Consider the following 23585-nt stretch of genomic DNA (forward strand, 5'->3'; position numbering starts at 1 on the left):
TAGATCAATGCTTTTTCATGAAGTAATCGATATCTCCTTGATAATTGGCAGAATCATCTCCCAACAAATATTTGGCAAAATGGAACCACATTTTCCGTTCAAAGAAATCACCATTTTCTCCAAAGAAACCATGCGTACTACCAGGCAATACAATCATATCAAAATTTTTTCCGGCCTGAATCAAAGCTTCCACAACCCGTAAAGTATGCGAAGGATGTACAATCTTATCCATATCGCCCGTCACAATTAATAATCCTCCCTTATAATTCTTTACCAATTCTTGATTCGTTTTACTCTTCGTCTCGAAAGTAATCTCCTCTCTATCTCCATTCACGCTATCCTTGACGACTCGCTTATTCTCTTTCACCCCGTAATGAATTTCGACAAAACCTTTATTATAAATATTATTGTCATGATTTCCAGCAGACGACACCGCCGCACTATAAAAATCAGGATAAGTCAACAAAGCCGACGTAGACATAAATCCACCTCCGGAATGACCAAAAATACCTACTTTTTCCTCATTTATAAAAGAATAACGTTCTGCTAATTGTTCAATTGCATATTTATCATCAGCCAAAGGATAATCCCGCTGGTTGCCATACCCATATGTATGGTAATATTTACCTCTCATAGGCGTTCCTCCCCGATGTCCCAAAGAAACTACGATAAAACCGACCTGGGCCAAACGAGTATTTAAATCATCATTTATCGTGAAACGAGTTTGCACGTATTCAAAAAACGGTCCTGGGTAAACAGACGAAATAATTGGATAAATTTTCGTGGAATCGAAATCCGCTGGTTTCCACATCACACCATAAATATCCGTTACCCCGTCAGCAGCTTTCACTTTAAAACGCTCGGGCTTTTTCCAACCGAAAGCATAAAGGCTCTCCAAATCCGCTTTCTCCAAATCCAGAATCACTTTTCCTTTCCGGTCACGCACCACGTTGACGGGCTCCATGTCCACCCGGGAATAACAATCCACAATATACTTGCTTGATGGAGATATATCCACGTCATGTGAAGCATTTTCCGGGGTCAACAATGTTATTGCATTAGCCTTATCCAGATCAGCACGGTAAAGGACATAATAGTAAGGATCAATCTCTTTCTCTTTTCCCAAACCTATAAAATAAATCTGTCGACGGGCGGTATCAATCTTCATAATCGGTCCGGCCACCCATGCCCCAGATGTCACTTGATTTTTCAAATTACCATCTTTATCATACAAATAGTAATGTCCCCACCCACTACGTTCTGAACGGAAAAGGATCTCGTTTCCATCATTCAAGAAATGAATTGCTCGCATTTGATAATCTAAATAAGGCTTGTCAACTTCATGTATCAACACTTTCACCTCTCCCGTTTCCGTATCGACTACACAAATCTCACATTCATCCCACGTTCTCTTGTAACGTTGAAAATAAAGTCGTTTTGCATCATTACTAGCATACAAAATATCTACATATTGATCTTTCCAACGATCAATATTAATCTTTTTTACCTCCCGAGTATCCGCATCCCCGATTAATAATTCGAATTGAACCACGTTTTTATCACCCGCTAATTCTGCCTTATAAGTTTTCAGGCGAGGACGAGGCTCTGCTAAAGCATCGATCAACCACAAATCCTCCACCTTACGGGAATCGTCTCGAACAGCGTAAAACTTGTGTCCCGTCTTAAACCATTGGGCAGAACATCCCATACGTTCATCCACTTCGCCTTCATCCTCTCGATTAAAAGTATAATAACGTTCTCCGTCAGTCGTTAATTGCACTCCAGTCGTGTCCTTACCTTTACTCGCATTTCCCACGATATAGAGATTATGCCGCTTAGCAAACAACATATAAGAACTATCCTGACAATAATACATCCAATAAGGATTATACTTCGTCCGCCCCTTCTGCTTTTCTTCTAGTTTTAATTCTTTCGTTTTGATATTATAAGTAAAATCTTTTCTATCAAACCAAAAACGAATAGTTTCCCCATCCCCATCGAAATCAAGATTCAATTCTAAATCTTTGTGATTGTATCCCTTTTTAGTGATCTCACTGATTTTCATTAATAGCTCTGCATTGTCGAAAAGCAAACGTTTCTCTTTCTTAGCCGGATCAACTAAATAATAGTTTTTCCCCTCACTCGTGCGGAAAGAATACCAAAAACGATCCGTGTTATTAATAAAACAAGGATTCACTTCCAAGCTATTCTTCGTCAAAGGCATTTGTGTTATACGCCGGAAACGTTCGGCAAGCTCATAATTCGCTTTTTGCTGCCCGAATGTTCCAACAGAAACAAGCAGAAACAGACTAATAACTAATTTCTTTAACATATCCTATTTATCAGATTTCTTGTATTGTTCAATTTCATAATAGTAATCCCCGGTATTATCCTCCAACAGGAGACGGGCAAAATGGAACCACATCTTACGCTCATAAAAAATATTCTCCTCTCCACTGAAACCATGATTCGATCTCGGCAGCATAATTAAATCAAAATTCTTACCGGCCTTAATCAACGCATCCACCACTCGCAAGGTGTGAGCCGGATGTACATTATCATCCATCCAACCGTGTACCAACAACAAACCGCCTTTATAATTCTTCGCTAATTCCATATTCGTCCCCACTCTAAATTTAAAGGTCGATTCGGTCCGATCACCATTCACGCTATCCTTAATCACTTTCTTTTCCTCCTTCACGCCGTTGTGAGTTTCCCCCCACCAGTGATTGTAAATATGGTTATCATGATTTCCCGCAGACGACACAGCTGCTTTATAAAAATCCGGATAGGTACAAATAGCGGCAGTTGACATAAATCCTCCCCCAGAATGGCCGTAAATTCCCACTTTCGTCACGTCAATAAAAGAATAACGATCAGCCAATTGCTCAATCGCATATTTATCATCCGCTAACGGATAATCCCGCAATCTCCCATGACTATAAGTGTGATAAAATTTCCCCCGCATAGGTGTTCCTCCCCGGTGTCCCACGGCAATTACGATAAATCCTAACTGGGCCAAACGGGTATTTTCATCATGAATCAATCGAAACTGTGTTGGAACGTATTCATAAAAAGGGCCGGGATACACGGAAGAGATAATCGGATAAACTTTCGTCGAATCAAAATCAAACGGTTTCCACATCACCCCGTAAAGGTCTGTCATTCCATCGGCAGCTTTCACCTTAAAACGCTCCGGCGCCTTCCACCCCATCTCTAACGCCCGGCGAATATCAGGCCTTTCCAATTCCATAATCTCTCTCCCATTCCGGTTTTTCAACACGATACGGGGTACCATATCCACTCGCTCGTAAATATCCACAAAATACTTGAAAGATTTCGAGAAATGCACTTGATGATTCGTATTATCGAAAGTCAATTGTGTCAAGCTCTCCGGCTTATCAATATTTACCCTGCATGGAATATAATAATAGGGATCAATATTTTTATCTTTCCCCAATGCATAAAAATAAAGTGTACGTCCCACCGTATCGATTTCCGCACAAGGTCCTGCCACCCATTCTCCGGAAGTAATGGCATGTTTAAAATTCCCCTCGTTATCGTAGAGATAATAATGTCCCCATCCCGTACGCTCGGAACGATAAATAATATCTTTCCCGTCGTTCAGGAACATAATATTCGCCATTTTATAATCCATGAAAGGTTTGTCTATTTCATGAATCAACACGTTCACCTCTCCCGTTGCGAGATTGGCTACACAAACCTCTTGTTCGTCAAAAGCCCGGGTTTTCCGTTCAAAATAAATCTTATTACCATCTTTCGAGGTGTAAAGTACATCCACGTACTGGTCTTGCCAACCATTGATATCGATCGTTTTCACCTCTTTCGTTTCCACGTCAATAACCGTTAACTCGTATTTTTCCAATTTCTGGTCCCCTGCCATAGCATATTTGTAGGTTTTCAGTGTGGGACGGGGATCTGTCATCACATCCACCAAAAACAACTCATCCACGTGTCGGTTATCACAACGTAATGCATACACTTTTTTTGAATCCTTCATCCACACAGCTATGGGTGCCGTTGGAAAAGTATCTGCCGCAATCTCGTCCTCGTCCTTGGTGTAAGAAAAATATCTCTCCCCATCTGTCGTCAACTGCACGATCGTGGTATCTTTCCCTTTATCCTTATTACCCATAACATAGAGATTATGCCGTTGGGCAAACACTATATATGTACTATCCGGTGAATATTTTTTCCACGAGTCCCCAAATCCCTCGTTAATCACGGTATCCAATTTCGTCACGTCCTCTGTTATCATATTATAACGATACTTGCGCTTTTCAAAATTGAACGTAAAAGAAGTCCCCTTTTTATCAAATTTCAACTCTTGAAACGTGAAATTCTTTGCATCACACACCCCATGTGTTTCCTGATTTAAAAATCCAAACAATTTCTCCGGGTTAAACAGTAAGCGTTTTTCCCCTTTCTCTGGATTCACATAGTAATAACGTTTTCCCTCTTCTGTCGTGAACGAATACCAAAAACATTCCCCGTCATTGATATACATAGGGTATATACTCATGCTATTTCCATCTGCTACCCGAAAATTACTACTCGTGAAACGGTCTGCTAACTTAAAATTTGCTTTTTGTTGTCCCCACAACAATGAGGTCATCGTCAAACCGACCAACAAAAAAAATATCTTTTTCATACAAGTAAAAACAAACAAACATACAACATCTAAAATAAACCCCGCCTCCCCGCATGACGGGCAAGCGAGGCTCATCTAAGCATTAACTTCCATCAACCAAAATTATAAACAAGTTCCTTGGAATAGGTTAGCGCCACTTCCCCATTTAGGAATAAAATCAACCACTTCCACCATCTCCGGATCTAAAGTCTTCAAGTTTTCTTTATACACACTCTTGTACACAAACCTTTCTTCTTCCGAACGTCTCACTTCCAACACTTCAAAAGTCCCGTCTACCATTAACACACCAAGTAATATGTAATCCAACTCCGAGATATAACGGATTTTTATGGATTGAATCTCTACAGGCGCCGTGTAAAAATGCTCGCTAGACTGTTGCCCTGTTCCTTCCCATTCCATACCACACCCGTAAAGTTGGTTTCCGGCAGCAATAAATAACCACTCATAATCGTCATAAGTATTTGGATCATAACCGTAATTGTAATGGAAATAAGCAGCATCCTTAAAATTCGTAAACATCGACTGATCTGCAAATTCTCTCACTTGAGACTCTTCTAAGCCTATAAAATCCGCAGCATCTTTATGATCACCAAAAGCATATCGATGCCATACATAAGTTCCATTTTCCAACTTCAATAACGATAAAAGGTAATCGTAATCACTGACAAAACAATCCTTAATACGCTTTCCTTTAAACTTTTGAAACAAACTCATATCAAACTCGCCAGCAGTGTTATTCCGTATCTCCAACTTCCGTCCAACCTCATTCTGCGGATTAATAATAAAAGTACTATTATCCTTACCCGCATCATCATAAAATGCCCACATTGTTCCTTCTGCATCGATAGCAGGTACTACATCTATATGGTAATCATTATCAGCCTTCGATGTCTGAATTAAAGATGTAAATTTCATCCCATTAAATGCTGGATCATCGTTATAACGTCCTGAATGCAAATCCGTCAACACGTTAGCAACAGCATAATATAACAAGCCATCTTCCGCCAATAACCATTTACTTGTTTTTGAAAGAGCGGCATCTTGGATAACTAAATTTTCCGGAAGAGTACCCATAAATTCATCAAAAGGACGCCCCGCATAAGTTAATGCATTACCACTTAATTCAACAGGACCACTTTCTTGCAACACCATAACTTCTGAATTTTCGGTTGAAACATAGTCATTATAAGAAAATTCTTCAACTAATTTTATCGGCCCCATTCCTAATTGTTCTCCAAGTCCAGTCGCAAATTGTACATGCAACAAAGAATCCCGCCATCTATCATAACCATACTCATTAAGATAATGAATCGTTTGCCTTTTCGTGATTAACATATCTAAGCGACTGGCACCAGAAGCCGTACGTCCCAAAAACAACCAACCCAATTTATACAATGGAGTCACATTCATGATAATCGCTTCCGGGAAAGCCACTCCCGTTTTATTATCAATAGCATTAAATATCAATTCGTATTCTCCGTACACATCTGCTGTAAACGTATAAGAAGCGTGAGTAGACACCTCTTTTCCATCCAACAACCAAGAATAACTCACGTCCGGATTCAAAGAGTCGATAGATAAACGGACTTTAGGTGTTAGTGTCACTGATTCTCCAGGAAATAATGAATAACTTGCGTCAACTCCCTCTATTTTCCAATTCTGATACTCGTTTATCTCCTTGTAATCCAAGTTTGTCTTATCATCAATACAAGACACGGCAATAAACACCGATACAAATATAAACAATATATATTTCATAACTTTTCTATTTAAATTATCCTGCAACAGGCACAGTTATTACACGCCCATTCTCATCTCTCTTCGGCTCTCCATTCACCCTTTCGTACTCTTCCAAAGTATATTTCAATCGGATAGCATACTTCTTCATCACATTCATATCCGTTCCGTCAAACGACTCCCCACCTTTTTCTAACTCCTCTAAAAACATGATATATTTCGTCTCTGAATACTCACCCAAATAAACTTTTTCCACAATATTAGTTGGTCGATCTACCGTACCATCGTTACGACTCCACCAAATAGGAATCTCCAATTTATCAGACACGTAAAATTTTGCTATTTGGTAATCTCGATCCCCTTGTTTTACATTCTCACTATTATCTATTTTCAAAAACAAACGGAACGATTTATCATCCAATTCATCAAAATTATTGAAGAACTTCACTTGTATCGTATCAACATCCTGGCCGGGGGCAAACTCACATACCTCCGGTAACTCATAGGCTGTCCCTGGAAGTGTGGTCGAATCTGTCGGAGAAATTGTGAACTTTCGAGGCTCAGTCAAATAAGCTCCATGAATTTGTACAGGAATCTCGGCAACAATTTCCCCATCCGGGTACGTTTTGAAAGAATACACAGCACTATCCTGTGTCGAATTGTTCACGAAAGATATATACACAGTATCCCCGTTATATAGTTTTATTTCTTCTTTCGAACAAGCTCCTAAGAAAAACAGGAACAATATGATCGAATAAACATATATTTTTTCCATACACTTTACTATTTTATTTAAGATTTGTTTCTGTATCCGGTACCGGCCAAATCACATACTTCGCTTCAATCGGCACAACCTCGTTCCCCTCAAAAGGCATATCTTTTTTCAAACGTTTATATAAATAAAAAATTTGCCCTTCCCCGATCCACTCTCTACGCATATCATTAATCAACACATCCATAAAAGTCCCCTCAGTAGCATTATTCACTTTATCCAACGAAAGGCTATTATAAGAAGCATATCGAGATTGTTTCACCGCCCGCAAATACCCCTTTGCTTCATCCAAGTTTTTCTTATAAATGGCCTCTGCCGCAATATAATATACCTCTGACATACGCACCAATGGTACTAAATAATTACTTATATTAGCTGCTGTATTATCTGCATCATATTTTTCATATTTACTGAAACGGTACTCGCCTGAACTATTATTCTGCCATTTCTTATAGCGCATATCCTTAGTTCCTTCCCCTTCGAATATCTCATCCAGATTAGTTGTTATCAAATAGGTATGTTTATAAGGGCTAGGATCTGTCAAATTATTATAAACATTTATATACTCGATTACATCCAATGACTCCACTCCCCAAAGTACATCTCCATACAACTTGATATCTCCATCTTTAACGCTACTATATTTCACTGTAAAGCTATTTGTCGCCGTGTTGTAATCAATCAATTCTTTGGCATATTGATACGCCTCATCTACCCGTTGTGCATACAGGCAGACCCGTGCAAGAATAGCCGTTGCGGCATGATAATTTAACCGATAACCTCTCTTGTGGTCCAAGAAAAAGTCATCGTCCGAAGAACTCGTTTCGAAACGTCTTTGCGCCGTGAAAGTTGTTGCAGAATCAGCCTTCCATAACAGCTCTCGTGCCGCCTTCAAATCCCGAATTGCACTATTTAAACAACTATCCACGGTCAACGGAATAGATACGTATGACGGGTACTCTGAAATGTATGGGATATACTTCGTTGCCCCAGGATTCATTGCCGGAGAAGCAGCAAATAATCGCAACATATCAAACTGGATAAAAGCCCGAAGTGCAAGCGCCTCTCCCCAAATCATCTTCTGTTCTCGCTCTTTATATGCAAATTTATCGGAGTCCTCTTTCGAGATATTTTGGATCAAATTATTACAATTGGCGACCATCTTGTAAGCACTCTCCCAGATAGATTCAATCTCCGGCTCCAATTGATCATTATCCCAATTATTCAAATATACACCATAATAAAACATAGCAAGAGCTCGATTGCCACTACCATAAACACTGTACGTCGTGTAAGTACGCCCAAATACATCTACAAGTCCCCAAGTCAAATCTTCTCCATATAGGGTCTGACCACTCATACCATAATAAATACCATTCAATGCGTGACGATATCCATCTCCGCTAGCAAACATATCGCTCTCATCAAGTTCATCCTCCGGTTTCACATCCAACCAACTGTTGCAAGAATATGCAAACAGCACTAAAATCAACAATGATAATAATCTATATTTTCTCATAACTTTTCCCATTTTAGAAAGTGGCTCTCAAAGAGAAATTAAACGTGCGGGCAAACGGATAACTCGTCCCCCGTTCTTGTCTTACCGTAGACGCTCTGAAAAGATCGTTCGTACTCAACTCTAAGCGCAACATTTTCAGACGTATCTTCTTCAACCAATCCGTGTTAAAGTCATAACTCAACGTCAGTGCGCTTAATGACAATTCATTATCATCTTGCACGAATCGAGAGGTAGGCATTGTTGAAGTGTTCATATCCTTAATGTTTCTCAAAGGAGCAATATCACCCGGTTTCTGCCAACGTTGAGTCAACACCCGACGATCCACATTACTATTCTCAATGTCGGCATTCTCAACCCCATCCACCAAGGTCTGGTTATACGTCTGTTTTCCCCAATCGTATGCAAACGAAGCAAACAACGTCAAATTTTTATACGTCAAGTTCACTCCAAACGAACCACTTGCTTTAGGCTCTTCATCACCCACGCGAACCGTTTCAGTAGCTTTCCAAAGTGAAGAAACAGAACCATCTCTATACAAGAACAACTCGTTACCCGTCATCGGATCAATACCTAGAGAACGAATCGCAAAAATAGAGGTCAACGAAGCACCCTCTTCATATTTCATTTCCGGTTCGGAATATTCCGATCCATAGGCAGATAAATTAACATTACCTTGCGCATCTTCTGCCGCCTCATACTTCTCATTAACTCGCTCATTATAAGCACGTAAAGCGTCCGAGATTTTTAAAATTTCATTTCTATTGTGATTCAAATTACCCCACAACGATACATTCCAATCCTTATCCCGATACACGTCGAAACGTACTTGAATATCAAACCCTTTATTCAACGTTTCTCCTAGGTTATCTTTATAAGAAGTGAATCCAGCCGACGCAGGTAATGACACGTCCGTAATCAAATCTACTGTCTTGTTGTAATAATAATCAAAATTCAATGAAATTCGTTCGTTCCAAAACTGCAGGTCCGTACCCATATTCAACTTATTCGTCGTTTCCCATTTCAGATTATGATTACCCAGTGCTTTTAACTGCGTCCCGAATCCGGTTGCGTACCAACGGTCATTCGTTTCATAAACCGTCTTAGCTGAATACGACGGGAAATTCACTTTACCCGTCTGGCCGTAAGACACACGTACCTTCACCTGATTTATCATGTCATTATCTTTCAAGAAACTATAATTATGAACATTCAACCCCACCCCGGCAGACCAGAATGGCGCCCATTTTTGATCTGACCCGAACTCCGATGAACCGTCGAAACGTACGGATAAGTCAGCCAAATAAATATCATTCCACGTGTAGTTGGCACTCAACAAGAAACCAACCAACCGTTTCAAACTCTCGCTCTTACTCGGCTTCTGATAAATCTCTGCCGCATAGTTCGGAGAGTGAAACGCTCCCGACGGGAATCCTCTGTAATGAGCGGAAGTAGATTCCGACTTCGTGGACTGAGCGTTTACAATAGCCGACACGTTCAGATTGTGCAAGCCCAACGATCTCGAATAATACAATGAGAACTGCGTGTCCCATTTAGTGTTATCACTACTGGTCGTATAAAGGTCCCCCAATAAAGAAGAATTTGTACTAGTACTAGAATTCGCCGTTCTAGCCGTAGCATTAGAAGATTTGGGATCAATAAAACGTTCCGTTCTCCCCATAGTCTTTGTCAATGCTAATTGTCCTTTTAATGTTAAATAATCATTGATAAACCACTGGAACATGAATTGTTCAATAATTTCATCCTGTTTATCCCAGTTATAATTATTCAATTTAGCCTCGTAGAACGGGTTATTCAACGAATTGCCACTCCGATCTCTTGAAAATTTAAGCTGTTGTACCAAAATTCCGTCATCATCATACAAACGATCATACGGTTGCAAATGTGCGTAATCAGAGAAACTTCCATAAGGAGAATCTGGTGCATCCGTGAAATTATACGAAATTTTATTCAATACCTGCAATTTATTCTTCAATCTCCAATCCACCGTGAAACCCACGTCCACGTTATCTCGGTATGAACCTTTCATCACGCCATTCTCATTCGTGTACCCTAACTCCAAATTATAACGTAAATCGACATTACCACCCTCTATCGACAAACTATGCTTATGATTCACTGCGTTACGCAAAGGTAATGACAACCAATCCGTATTAACCCCTTTCTGCACGTTCACCAAACGCTCGTTATAAGCTCTGATTGCAGCTTCTCGATTAGAATAATATCCGTTTTCTGGCTCATAAATCCCCGCAGCCTGCTCTATCTCCAATTTCTCCCGGGCATTAGCCAAATTATAATCTGATAAATCCGGCAAAGAAAGCGATCCCGTCAAATTGTAAGAAATCGTCACTTCTCCCGGTTTCGGAGCTCTTGTCGTGATCACAATCACACCATTAGCTGCACGTGAACCATACATCGCCGTAGCGGCAGCATCCTTCAATATATTAATCGTTTCCACCCGGTTCGGATCCAAGTCATACACTTTCTGAACGCTCACCTCAAATCCATCCATGATAAAAGTCGGCAAATTCGGATTATTCTCCAAAGATGATTTTGACAATGCATCCTTATCCAATCCTTTCACACCAATACCCGACCGTCCCCGGATATACATCTCAGGCACTGCATTCGGGTCTGATCCCCAAATATTACTCTTCTGTATCCGAAAAGAAGGATCAAAAGAAGCCAAAGCCTGCACAACATTCGTCGGAGAAGCTTTCAGTAAATCTTCCCGTTTCACCGAGATAGAACTACCCGTAAAACTCTCTTTTTTTACATTAGCATATCCAGTTACAACAACCTCTTCCAAGTCTTCGGTATCCGGCAACATTTTAATAAAAATCTCCTTACCCAAATCTTTTATCTTATTCACATCCACCTCGTGTGACTTCATCCCCACAAAAGAAAAAATCAAGACCAGCGTATCCTGTTTGGGCAATTCAATTTTAAATTTTCCATCAATATCCGTCACAACTCCAACTGCAGTACCCTTCAAAAGTACAGTTACACCCGGGAGGATCTCTCCTCTATCGTCAACGACTTTTCCCTGCACTGTTACTTTTTTCACCTCATCTTTTTTATTATCCGGAGTAATTACAATCAGATTGTCAACAATCTTAAAAGTATACTTCGTCCCTGTCAAACAACTCTTCAGGATCTCCTGAAGAGAGGCATTAGAGAATGAACGTGTAATTCCGGTCACTCCTTTAATCTCCTCATCATTATACAGAAACTCGTAACCTGTTTTTTGTTTTAGAACATTCAAGACTTCGCTCAAAGACTGTTGTTCAAACCGAACTGTAATGCTCTGCTGGCTGAACGCATTTTCGCCCGAAAATGCCAAATGTGTAAGCAATAGCATCATCATCATTAGCTTGCAGACTAATGATCGTTTGCTACCACCTAACATGCAGTTTTTAATTTTTCTTTTCATTGATAATTTTATTTAGGTCATTTTTGCACACATACACCCGGACGTTTCGGCAAATTCTTTGAATTTGCCTCTGGCCCAAGCAATTGATGTTTATTAAAACTTAAAAATTCAAACATAACACACCCGTTCAATGAAATTATTTTCCATTGTTTGAGACACATCATTTTGTTTTGGAGAAAAATCAAGTATATTTGTGAAATCCCCTTTGGGTTTATTTTAGTACACATTTTTGTAAAGTCGGAGTTGCAGCTTCGGCTTTACTATTTCACTACTTCTCCATTACTGTCACTGTTCTACCCTTTACATCAAATTTTATATTTGTTGTTAAACTCAATAATTCCAACACATCAGCAATCTTGGCATAACGAGGCAAGTAACCGGTAAAATGATAATTTTTGACAGCCTCGTTCATATAGAACACATCTATCGTGTACCAGCGAGAAAGTTTCGTCATAATCTCCTGAATACTTTCACTTTTAAACCGGAAATTCTCATACATCCAAGTCGTGTACACCTCAACATCCACTTCCCTCACGTTCACTTCTCCATCTTTTATAATCGCCTGTTGACCAGGCTTCAAGATCGTCTGTTTCCCATCCATATCAATTTCAACCTTACCGGTAGCCAACGTCGTTTTAGATGTTTCGTCTCCCTCGTAACTATTCACGTTAAACGAAGTCCCCAAAACCTTCACCGCATAATCCTTACATTGTACGATAAAAGGCTTGGACGGATTTTTAGCCACCTCGAAATAAGCCTCCCCGGACAAATACACCAAACGCTGCTCGCTATTAGCAAAACTTTCCGGGAAACGAAGTTCCGTCTGCGCATTCAAATACACCCGGGTTCCATCACCCAACACAATCTGATACTCTCCCCCTCTTGGAATCTCGACTTTATTATACCTTATTTCTCCCACACTTTCCTCCAACTGTCGATCTGTAAAAACAACCTCTTTTCCGTTATTTTCTGCCAAAGAAGTAACGAGATCAACCTGATTCAATGAATCCAAATGATAGACGTCTCCTGATGCGACAGTTAGTTTAGCAATGGAACGCCCCGGAGTAATCTCTTCCACCTTGGCAACCGGAACAACAGTAGCCTCTTCCTTCAACAAGAAAGCGATTGCCACTCCCAAAATAACCACAACAGAAGCCGCAACTTGATATACCCTCATCAAACGTTTTCTCTTTCTCCGGGCTGCTTTTTGTTTCACGATCTGCCATGCTCCACCAGCATCATAAGACAAAATTTTTTGAATGTCTTCATATTGCATCCCTTCATCCTGAATCCGGGCAAAAAGAGCTTTATGAGAATCGGCCTCTTCCAACCATGCATCTAGCTTTTGTTGTCCTTTCTCATCTATTTCATTCCGCAAATAAGCTAATATTATCGCGGCAATGTCATACGGATATGTGTTAATACTATTTTTCATACATTATTATTACACAACCCAACCTCGAAAGGATTAAACGGGATCGCATTTTTTTCTAAAAAAAATACAATTCACACCTACGCCTAATTTCCATACACCACATTTATCCCTTAGAACAAGGGATTTAGTAACATTAATAAAGGGAAAATATCTTTCAAATTTTCTCTTAAAATCTTTTTTCCGCGAGCCTTTTGTGCTTTTACAGTGTTAACACTCAATCCAAGTTCTTGTGCGGCACGTTCATTATCCAACCCTTGAAAATAACAAAGCTGAAAGACCTTCCGGCACTCCTCCGGTAATTTTTCAACTGCAGCGGCCAACTCCCTATGGATTTCAGTCAAAATAATACTTTCCTCAAGATCCTCAGTCTGTTCTTCATGAGCTAACGAAGCAATATACCGATCTTTCGAACGGGTACTGCGGATATAATTTAAACAAGAGTTTCGAATAGATAAATACAAGAAATTTTTCAAATGTACTTCGGATTGGAAAAGCATCTTCTTCTCCAGTAGAGCGATAAAAACATCCTGCACAAGATCCTCTATCACCTCCTCGTTTTTCAAGAACTGGGAAGCGAAATAACAAAGAGAACCGTAATACTCTTTGAATATTACCTCAATATTGTTAACTTGACCTTGTACACCAGTAATCTCTCGCTTTTCCATTCTATCAATTTTATTGATGAAATAAAAACTGATAAAGAAATTAAATTCAACGACACCACGCCACCCAATAACATTTAATAAAAAATAAATATTGCTAATTAAACACTATTCATATTTTGCTAAAGTCCTAATTAGTTTAGGAATATCCGTGTTATCCAAACGCCCATTAAACCGTTCTGCACCAACCCCGATAGCATATACCGGAACAACTCCCGCCGAATGTCCTCCGCTAGCCCAGCTAATTTTGGCAAGACGATTTAGTATATTGATGGACAATTGAGCGATCGGCTCATTCTCCGAATACAAATTTTTAACCATCTCAACGGTCTTGCCCGAGAATGTTTCTCGATAACAATTCTTCAAGGTCTGTTCATCTTCCGCCGATAAATTTACGGTATTCCAGAAACCTAAATTCTTCGCCAGAACATCCTGCACATCCTCCCACACCACCTGATTACTCTTCATATCTCGTAATTCCCGAATCTCACGAGTCAATTTTTCCAGAGACACCCTCTGATTCTCCAATACCCGAAGATTTAATTGATACGAGCCTGTCCCGAGAACGATGCCTCCCGTCTCGTGATCGGCAGTAACCACGATCAACGTCTCATCCGGATGTTTCAAATAAAACTCGTATGCTTTTTGTACCGCATCAGCAAAATCTTCCACTTCCCGAAAAGCCGTGGCAGCATCATTCACATGACAAGCATAATCAATCAAACCACCTTCCACCATCAGGAAAAACCCCTGTTTTCCCCGACTCAAAAAATCTATCGCCCCTTCCGTCATCTGACTTAACGTGAAATCATCTTCTTCCCGATCTATCGCGTAAGACAACGTCGTCTGAGCCCCACCCTGAATGACCACCAGTTTAGAGGTCTCGACCATCTTTTCCCGAAACATCTCGTTTCCCCGGACAACCAAATATCCCGACTCATGCAACAAATCAAAAAGATTCGTGGAATCTTTCGGGGATACGGATTGAATAATACCTCCACCGCCATATAAATCAAACCCGGCCTCAATGGCATCTTTCCCCAACTCGAAATACATCGTCCGCCGGGGCTGATGCCCGTAAAACGCCGCCGGAGTGGCATGATTCATCCCGACACTGGTAATGATTCCTACTTTACGTCCGGCTTCTTTTGCCCGTACGGCAACACTATATAAAGGCTCCTTCTGTTCCTTATCCATCCCGATCGTGCCATTCTTTGTTTTCTCCCCGGTAGCCAAGGCAGTTCCGGCGGCAGCGGAGCAAGTAACACCATGATAAGAAGAATAAGTCGTTGCGTAATTACGAACCGGGAAACTGGCAAAATTCAGCCCTTTCACCCCGATAACGCTATCTCGTTCGGCCAGATACATTTCTGTCCCGTTCACCTGGTTCACGCCCATGCCATCACCGATAAAATAGAACACGTACTTTACCTGCCGGGACTCACTACAACTTTCGAAAAGGAAAACCAATACTCCAACAAGCCAAATAAATAACAACTTTCTCATCCTCTTACATTTTATTCCTCAAAACTAGGCATAAAGAAACAAAAAGCCAAACACAACAATCATTATTTCCTTTCCATTGGAACTCCACCAGTAATACACTATATTACAATATCTTATCATGCAAACGTATGCACGATTTTATGTTTTATAAGATGTTTTTTATCCAAAACAAATGTGTTAATTTTGCCCGACTTTAAAACAAAGACAAGGTATTTAACAATATATCAACAAAAAAACAAAAACAATGATTTACTCACATGAAGTACAACACATGTGTGTTGTGAAAAAAGGACCGAATCACGGTCCGGCACCCATCCCGGAAGAAGGGAAATGGGTTCGTTCCAAAGAGATCAAGGACATTTCAGGATTGACTCACGGTATCGGCTGGTGTGCCCCACAACAGGGAGCTTGTAAATTGACCTTGAACATCAAGGACGGGATTATCGAAGAAGCATTGATCGAGACGATCGGTTGCTCCGGAATGACCCACTCTGCGGCTATGGCCTCCGAGATTTTACCGGGCAAAACCTTACTGGAAGCCTTGAACACGGACCTTGTTTGCGATGCTATCAACACGGCCATGCGCGAACTCTTCCTGCAAATCGTTTACGGTCGCAGCCAAAGCGCTTTCTCGGAAGGCGGACTTCCCATCGGGGCCAGCCTCGAAGACTTGGGTAAAGGCATGAGAAGTCAAGTAGGAACCATGTTCGGAACCAAAGCCAAAGGTACCCGTTACCTCGAAATGGCCGAAGGTTATGTAACCCGCATGGGTCTTGATGAAGACGGAGAAGTCATCGGCTACGAATTCATCCACTTGGGTAAATTCACCGATATGTTGAAAAAAGGTATTGATCCCAAAGAAGCTGTCGAAAAAGCTACAGGATCATACGGTCGTTTCGCGGATGCAGTAAAATACATCGATCCGCGTCAAGAATAAAACAATTTAGTGATTTACGATTTATGATTAAGTGATAATCACCTAATCAAAAAATCTGAAATCACAAAAGTCGCCCGCGACTTTGTAATCATTAAATCTAAAATTAATTATGGCTTTATTTGAAAGTTACGACCGTCGGATTAATCAAATCAATGCGGTTCTAAATAATTACGGAATAAAAGACATCGAAGAGGCAAAGGCCATCTGTGATGCCAAGGGGATCGACCCGTACAAAATGTGTAAAGATATTCAACCCATAGCGTTCGAGAATGCAGCTTGGGCTTATGTAGTCGGTGCAGCTATCGCTATTAAAAAAGGATGCAAAAAAGCGGCTGAAGCCGCCGAAGCTATCGGAGAAGGGTTGCAGTCATTCTGTATCCCGGGATCTGTTGCCGCCGATCGTAAAGTGGGTTTAGGCCACGGAAACCTGGCAGCAATGTTGCTTCGTGAAGAAACCAAATGCTTTGCATTCCTTGCCGGCCATGAATCGTTCGCCGCGGCAGAAGGTGCAATCGGTATCGCAAAATCAGCAAACAAAGTACGTCAACAACCGTTGAAAGTAATCTTAAACGGTTTGGGTAAAGACGCTGCCATGATCATCTCCCGCATCAACGGCTTCACTTACGTGCAAACCGAATTCAACTACTACACCGGAGAACTGAAAATCGTGAAAGAAAAAGCATATTCTAAAGGCGAACGTGCCCAAGTAAGATGCTACGGGGCAGACGATGTTCGGGAAGGCGTAGCTATCATGCGTCACGAGGGAGTGGACGTTTCCATCACCGGAAACTCAACCAACCCGACTCGTTTCCAACATCCGGTTGCCGGAACCTACAAAAAAGAGTGTATGGAAACCGGAAGAAAATACTTCTCTGTTGCCTCTGGTGGTGGTACCGGACGTACCCTTCACCCGGACAACATGGCTGCTGGTCCTGCTAGTTACGGATTCACCGACACGCTTGGTCGTATGCATGGAGACGCACAGTTTGCAGGCTCTTCTTCTGTTCCCGCACACGTGGAGATGATGGGATTCCTTGGAATGGGTAACAACCCGATGGTTGGTGCTACCGTTGCTGTTGCTGTTTCTATCGAGGAAGCAATGAAATAGTGTTGAGACATCACTTCATAAAAAATCCAGGATTTCAGTCCTGGATTTTTTTATGCTACAACCACCCTCTTATGTTTCCACCGCCGGTGTGACCACAACCAATAAGCAGGTTCCTCCCGGATAAAACGTTCCAGCATTTGAATATGCATTCGCGTCAATTCCCCCGGTTCCAGACTTTTCGGATCAGAACACAGGTCGTAAAACTCGGCATGATAATAACCTCGTTTCACTTTACGCATATTCACGAAAACCACCGGCTGATTCAACTTTCGGGCGATCTTTTCCGTACCCTCCAACACGGCCGTATCTTGATTCAGGAAACGAGTCCAGAAATTAAGAGAATGTTTATTAGGAGTCTGGTCTCCGATAAACCCGGTCATCGTAATCTTCCCCTCTTGCTGATTCTTCAACATAACCCGTAGCGTATCCGCTTTAGCTAAAGGCGTCGCCCCGAAACGGCCTCTAATCTTACAAGTCATCCGGTCAAAGACCTTATTATGTATCGGTTTATAAATCGGGATCAACTCTATATCCTTCTCCCACAACTTGTATGAATACATCATCTCCCAGTTCCCATAGTGGCCGGAAAAAGCGATCACGCTACGTCCTTGTTCAAAATAGCGGTGTGGTACATCCATATTCACCATGACACAACGTTTTTTTAGCTCTTTCTCCGAGATATGCCACAATTTATAAAACTCGGCAAAAGTATCACACAAATGGCGGTAGTACTTCCGGGCAATCTGCCTCCGTTCCTCTTCGCTCTTCTCCGGAAAAGAATTCCGTAAATTCATATCGACAATCTTCCGACGATACCGAACACCATAAAACAAAATAACGAACAACACATCCGTCACCAAATACATCACGGGCAGAGGTAAAAAACTAGCCACCCACAACATTCCATATCCCAAATACGAACATACATTTACAAATAATTTCATCTAAAAAGTATAAATTTCACACGCATTTTAGACTTGATTCCTACGCCAAGTCAATCAAAGATAATACAATTATCAGCCATTCGACGAAAATGATCCAACATTTATACTTTTTCTACACAAATTGCATTCTAAAGCCCCCGTTCATTCTTTAAGCTCTACATCAAAAAACAATATCAAGATCGATTCCCTTGTTACTCGTTCAAGTCAAGGAACAGCAAATGTGAGTCATACCACCCGATAATAAACAAAGAAATATTCCATCCCACTGTTTTCTTCCGGCAAACCATCACCGCTTTTCTAAACTGCGCCCCCAATATATCAAAAAATAGACTTCTAGGACATCCCCTTTTTAATCCCAATTAATACCTAAATCCTTTATTACAAGTTGATCACTACCTGATGAATACCGTCATGAACCTTATAGATACCTTATAGAAACCTTATATGAACCTTATATATAATAAGGTTCATAAAGTATTTTTATAATCTAAGAAGAATATATCTTACGTATTTCATCCAGTAGTCATCACCTATTTATCACGAAATAACTATTGTACTCGTCAGTACCTGTTTTCGATCTCTTCGCATTTTTCCACGGAACCATTGCATAAGAGCCTATTAATAGTTAATTTTGTACATAATAAACCTCTTATAATCATGGAATCACGCGAAATCCTTGAACAAAAATACCAAGCTTTACCACCCGAGATCAAATATATCGTGGAATTACTAGCCTATTCCTGTTGTCCTATTTCCAAAAGTACACTGGAACGGCTTGAATTACCTTTCGAAAAATCCAAATCAAAACGCCGAGCAATCATCCTCTCGTTAAAAGATTATCCCGAGATTATCTGGCCTAGCAAAAATATACTAGACTCCTACTACGTGCTGGAACCTCACCTTTCCCTTCACCTCTTGCTTCAGCTAGACAAACAGAAGCGAGATTTTAAAAAGGAAATTTGCGATACCAATTTTTGGAACGGGGCGAATTACCTTGGTAAGCGGGTCCGAGACACGTTATTAAAATACTATTATACCCAAACGCCCTTCAGCTATCTTTCCGTCGCAAACCAAAATATTCACGCCAAATTCTTGCTGGATGCGGCATTGGACATGCCGGAATTTAGCGGAATTGAACATTTTTTCCCGATAACAAAGTTCCTGGAAACCTTCGAAGCAGAAGTCGACATGATGGATGAAACGTTAGAGTTTCCTCCAAATTTCGAACACACGTATCAACGCACGATTTCATTCATCGGGCATAACCCGCCATATCTAGAAAAACTGGAAAAAACGTTTGCCAGAATCAACGCCCTGTTACCCGGTGACTTAAGTCGTATCCCGGGAGAAAACGCGGTAAATGCCGAGGGATATTATTTACAAGGGATGTACCATCTGTATAAAGAAGACTACCCGCTAGCGATCAAACACTTCGAGGCCGGCATGAAACTCGCGAAGACGGATATACCACAGTGGCCTTTCTACAACTACGGGTACGCCATAGCACTCATGCTGGATAAATCGGAGCAAAGCAACAAACGCATAGCCGTGTTGAGTAAGAAAAAATCCATGCAGGAGGAAGAAGCTTTCCCGGCCGCATTATTATTCATGATACATAAAAACACTCCGGCAGAGGAACTGCACGACACGATTCGGTTACGAGACATCATGTTCTCAACATCTCTCGTCCGGTTGTTAGTACATACGATTCTCCAGCATCACGATCTAGCACTCTCGTCCTTTGGCACAAACAAACATTTATTTGTCCCAGAATTGCAGAAGAACGGGTGGGATCTGCTCTTACTGGAAACTTCCGCACCCTATCCCGAATTGCAGGGAACTCGGGTAGAATTAGAAAAAAAGTTGGGCATCACCCCTTTAATCAGCAGGATCAAAGTCATTCCGGAATGGGAAAAAACGCTGGAGTTATTGCTTCCCTCGAAAAGGGAAAAAACGGTCGGCACGAAAAGCACTTCGCGAATCGTCTATCTTATCGATCCCAAATATCACCACGTACAACCGACGTTACAACAATCCAAAGATGGAATCACATGGAGCGCGGGAAGGAATATCGCTTTAAAACGATATAGTGATAGGAGTCTCCAAGACATGAGCGAAGTGGATGAAAAAATCGCCCGACTCGTGAAACAAAGCTACTCTTACAATGGCCCCAACTACTATTTAAATGACATGGAAGCCATCGCCTGCCTCACGGGTTACCCGCTGGTGTTCCTCGCTTCCAACCCTCGTATCCCCGTGGAGATCGTGGAAGAAAAGCCGGAACTCGTCATTCGCCAGCAAGCCGACGGGTTCACGATCACGAGCAACGCGGGAGCCCCCGACTCGACCATACTGATCACGTGGGAAACCCAGACACGGGCGAAAGTAATTCACATGACAACGGAACAATACACGATCATCAGCACGCTCCAACGCGTGAAAACTTTCCCGCCAGAGGCTAAAGAACGTCTTTTGGAATTAATCAAGCATCTGAACGGAAATATTGTCGTACATTCCGATCTGATCGGTGATCAAGAACAACTCCCGACAATCAAGGGAGACAGTCGTATCGTCGTGCAACTCCTCCCGATTGGCGATTCCCTGCGGGCTGAACTTTTCTGTAAACCTTTCGGGGAAGTTCCTCCATATTGTAAGCCGGGGAAAGGGGCTAAAAGTGTCACGGGGATCGTGAACGAGGAAAAAAGCCTCGCCACCCGGGACCTTGATGAAGAAAAGAGATTCAAGGATGCCGTTTTAGCGGACGTGGAAAGATTATCGGATGACTACGACGGGGACGCTTACGTGCTCCACTCACCGGAAAGTTGTCTGAACCTACTGGAAACGCTAAAACACCGCGACGAGATAGCTTCCATCGAATGGCCGGAAGGCGTTCGCTACCGGATAAAGCATTACATCACGGGGGATAATTTACATCTCTCGCTCACCGGACGCAACCAATGGTTTGATCTTGAGGGAGAACTGCGTGTCGGGGAAGAGACAATCATGACGATCAGCGAGTTGCTGCAAGCCTGTCGCCATAGCAAGGGACGTTTCATTCCCATCGGGGACAAGGAGTATCTCTCGCTCACGCAAACCCTGAAGAGACGTTTGGAAGAACTGGAATCCATGTCTGTCGAGGAAAACAACCGTTTCCGGATACAACAATTCGCCTCTCCTGTTTTTGACAACTGGGAAGAAGAAGGAATTCAATTAACCACGGATAAACGGTTCAAGGATTTACAGAAAAAGATCGAGAAGGCCTCCCGCTTAAAACCAGAAATTCCCGTTACGCTGAAGGCCGACCTGCGGGAATACCAGAAAGACGGGTTCGAATGGATGGCCCGCCTCGAAGCCTGGGGAGCCGGAGGATGCCTCGCGGACGATATGGGACTGGGGAAAACGGTTCAAGCCATCACCATGTTGCTACACGTTGCCCGTAAAGGCCCTTCACTCGTCATCTGCCCCGCCTCCGTGTTACCCAACTGGGAACATGAATTACGACGATTTGCCCCCACGTTGAATGTCTACCGACTAAACTCGGCCACCGAAAGACAACAAACCATTACCGCCATGCAACCGGGCGACGTGTTGCTGGCTACATACGGAATGCTTGTCTCGGAAGAAAAGGGGTTGACAGGGAGACCGTGGCAAATGATCGTCTTGGATGAAGCCCACGCGATCAAGAACCGAACAACCAAAATGTCAAAGGCGGCCATGAAGCTACAAGCTGATTTCCGTTTGATTCTTACCGGAACGCCCATTCAGAACCATCTCGGGGAGCTATGGAACCTATTTCAATTTATCAACCCGGGACTACTCGGCAGTCTCGAACATTTCACGGAACGCTACGTGCAGCCCATCACTCAACTAAAAGATAAATCCTGCCAGAATCAACTGAAACGTTTGTTGTCCCCCTTCCTATTACGACGTACGAAGAATGCCGTTCTAGACGAATTACCCCCGAAAACGGAGATCATCCGGGACGTGGAACTCAGCGAAGCGGAAATGGCCCAGTACGAGTTGTTACGCCGAGAGGCGGAAATGACACTGGCAGACGCTACAAACGGGGACCAACTAAAGATTATTGCGGAAATCACTCGCCTACGGTTAGCCGCCTGTAACATAAACTTAGTCAACAAAGCCTTCACCACGCAGGCCTCCAAGGTGGAAACCTTTTTAAACATCGTCAACGAACTCAAGGCAAACAATCACCGGGCACTCGTGTTCAGCCAGTTCACCTCCCACTTGGCACTTATCCGCCAAGCGCTTGACCAAACGGGTATTTCCTATTTATACTTGGATGGTAGTACGCCTATCCGTCAGCGGGAGCAACTCGTGGCTCAATTCCAAGAGGGAACATCCCTACTGTTTCTCATCAGCCTCAAAGCGGGAGGATTGGGACTGAATCTCACGGCAGCCGACTTCGTGATCCACATGGACCCGTGGTGGAACCCCGCCGTCGAAGATCAAGCCTCAGACCGGACTTACCGAATCGGCCAAACCCGCCCGGTAACGATCTACCGCCTGATTGCCAAGGGTACCATCGAAGAGAAAATCATCCGTCTGCATCACACGAAAAAAGATCTCGCCGATTCCTTACTCGAAGGTACGGATCTTTCACACAAGCTGACACGGGAAGAGATTCTGGAGCTGTTGAGGCAGGAGTAGGTCATGACCATAAAATAGAGCTGTCCCCCAAAGTCATTTTATTGAAAAAAACTCCTCCGTCACTTCGTGCCACCTCCTCTATAAACAGAGGAGGAGCTGGTGACTCTTCCCGAAAACAGGGAGTATTTCAGCTCTCCCTCTGTTTATAGAGGGAAATCGGCGAGTAAGCGAGAA

General features: G+C 42.1%; 13 protein-coding genes. 3 read left to right on the forward strand and 10 right to left on the reverse strand.

What is annotated here, in order from left to right; all coding sequences use genetic code 11:
- Nucleotides 1-4 precede the first annotated feature (4 nt).
- The 9 genes from F1644_RS09020 to F1644_RS09060 all read right to left on the reverse strand — a co-directional run bounded on the left by F1644_RS09020 (nucleotide 5) and on the right by F1644_RS09060 (nucleotide 15754).
- Entirely contained in the window at nucleotides 5-2332 is a 2328-nt protein-coding gene (locus F1644_RS09020; protein WP_118305146.1) for a S9 family peptidase, read from the reverse strand.
- A gap of 3 nt (nucleotides 2333-2335) precedes the next feature.
- Nucleotides 2336-4672: a S9 family peptidase gene (locus F1644_RS09025; RefSeq protein WP_118305194.1), complete on the reverse strand. Its 2337-nt coding sequence runs from the start codon at nucleotides 4670-4672 to the stop codon at nucleotides 2336-2338.
- Between the two features lie 102 nt (nucleotides 4673-4774).
- Nucleotides 4775-6430: a PKD-like family lipoprotein gene (locus F1644_RS09030; RefSeq protein WP_118305145.1), complete on the reverse strand. Its 1656-nt coding sequence runs from the start codon at nucleotides 6428-6430 to the stop codon at nucleotides 4775-4777.
- Between the two features lie 16 nt (nucleotides 6431-6446).
- Complete coding sequence (locus F1644_RS09035) at nucleotides 6447-7184, reverse strand: DUF4843 domain-containing protein (protein WP_087422591.1); 738 nt, start codon at nucleotides 7182-7184, stop codon at nucleotides 6447-6449.
- A gap of 13 nt (nucleotides 7185-7197) precedes the next feature.
- Nucleotides 7198-8700, reverse strand: coding sequence for a RagB/SusD family nutrient uptake outer membrane protein (locus F1644_RS09040; RefSeq protein WP_158571960.1), 1503 nt, complete (start codon nucleotides 8698-8700; stop codon nucleotides 7198-7200).
- Between the two features lie 13 nt (nucleotides 8701-8713).
- A complete protein-coding gene (locus F1644_RS09045) occupies nucleotides 8714-12151 on the reverse strand; it encodes a SusC/RagA family TonB-linked outer membrane protein (RefSeq protein ID WP_118305143.1) in 3438 nt (1145 codons plus the stop codon).
- Between the two features lie 268 nt (nucleotides 12152-12419).
- On the reverse strand, nucleotides 12420-13586 hold the full coding sequence (locus F1644_RS09050; RefSeq protein ID WP_118305141.1) for a FecR family protein: 1167 nt from the start codon (nucleotides 13584-13586) through the stop codon (nucleotides 12420-12422).
- A 110-nt stretch (nucleotides 13587-13696) separates the two neighbouring features.
- Nucleotides 13697-14251: an RNA polymerase sigma-70 factor gene (locus tag F1644_RS09055; protein ID WP_118305140.1), complete on the reverse strand. Its 555-nt coding sequence runs from the start codon at nucleotides 14249-14251 to the stop codon at nucleotides 13697-13699.
- A 105-nt stretch (nucleotides 14252-14356) separates the two neighbouring features.
- Nucleotides 14357-15754, reverse strand: coding sequence for an alkaline phosphatase (locus tag F1644_RS09060; protein ID WP_118305139.1), 1398 nt, complete (start codon nucleotides 15752-15754; stop codon nucleotides 14357-14359).
- 244 nt (nucleotides 15755-15998) lie between these two features.
- On the opposite strand from F1644_RS09060, the gene F1644_RS09065 reads away from it, so the two are divergent.
- Both F1644_RS09065 and F1644_RS09070 read left to right on the forward strand, forming a co-directional pair.
- Nucleotides 15999-16691 carry an iron-sulfur cluster assembly scaffold protein gene (locus tag F1644_RS09065; RefSeq protein ID WP_027201981.1) on the forward strand — a complete coding sequence of 231 codons (693 nt, stop codon included), beginning with the start codon at nucleotides 15999-16001 and terminating at the stop codon, nucleotides 16689-16691.
- A 109-nt stretch (nucleotides 16692-16800) separates the two neighbouring features.
- Nucleotides 16801-17799 carry a GGGtGRT protein gene (locus F1644_RS09070; protein WP_118305138.1) on the forward strand — a complete coding sequence of 333 codons (999 nt, stop codon included), beginning with the start codon at nucleotides 16801-16803 and terminating at the stop codon, nucleotides 17797-17799.
- A gap of 50 nt (nucleotides 17800-17849) precedes the next feature.
- On the opposite strand, the gene F1644_RS09075 is transcribed toward F1644_RS09070, so the two are convergent.
- A complete protein-coding gene (locus F1644_RS09075; protein ID WP_087422583.1) occupies nucleotides 17850-18743 on the reverse strand; it encodes a lysophospholipid acyltransferase family protein in 894 nt (297 codons plus the stop codon).
- A gap of 657 nt (nucleotides 18744-19400) precedes the next feature.
- Here F1644_RS09075 and F1644_RS09080 point away from each other — a divergent pair.
- Entirely contained in the window at nucleotides 19401-23411 is a 4011-nt protein-coding gene (locus tag F1644_RS09080; protein ID WP_118305137.1) for a DEAD/DEAH box helicase, read from the forward strand.
- Nucleotides 23412-23585: the final 174 nt, after the last annotated feature.

The sequence above is a fragment of the Butyricimonas paravirosa genome (assembly GCF_032878955.1).
GTDB lineage: Bacteria > Bacteroidota > Bacteroidia > Bacteroidales > Marinifilaceae > Butyricimonas > Butyricimonas paravirosa.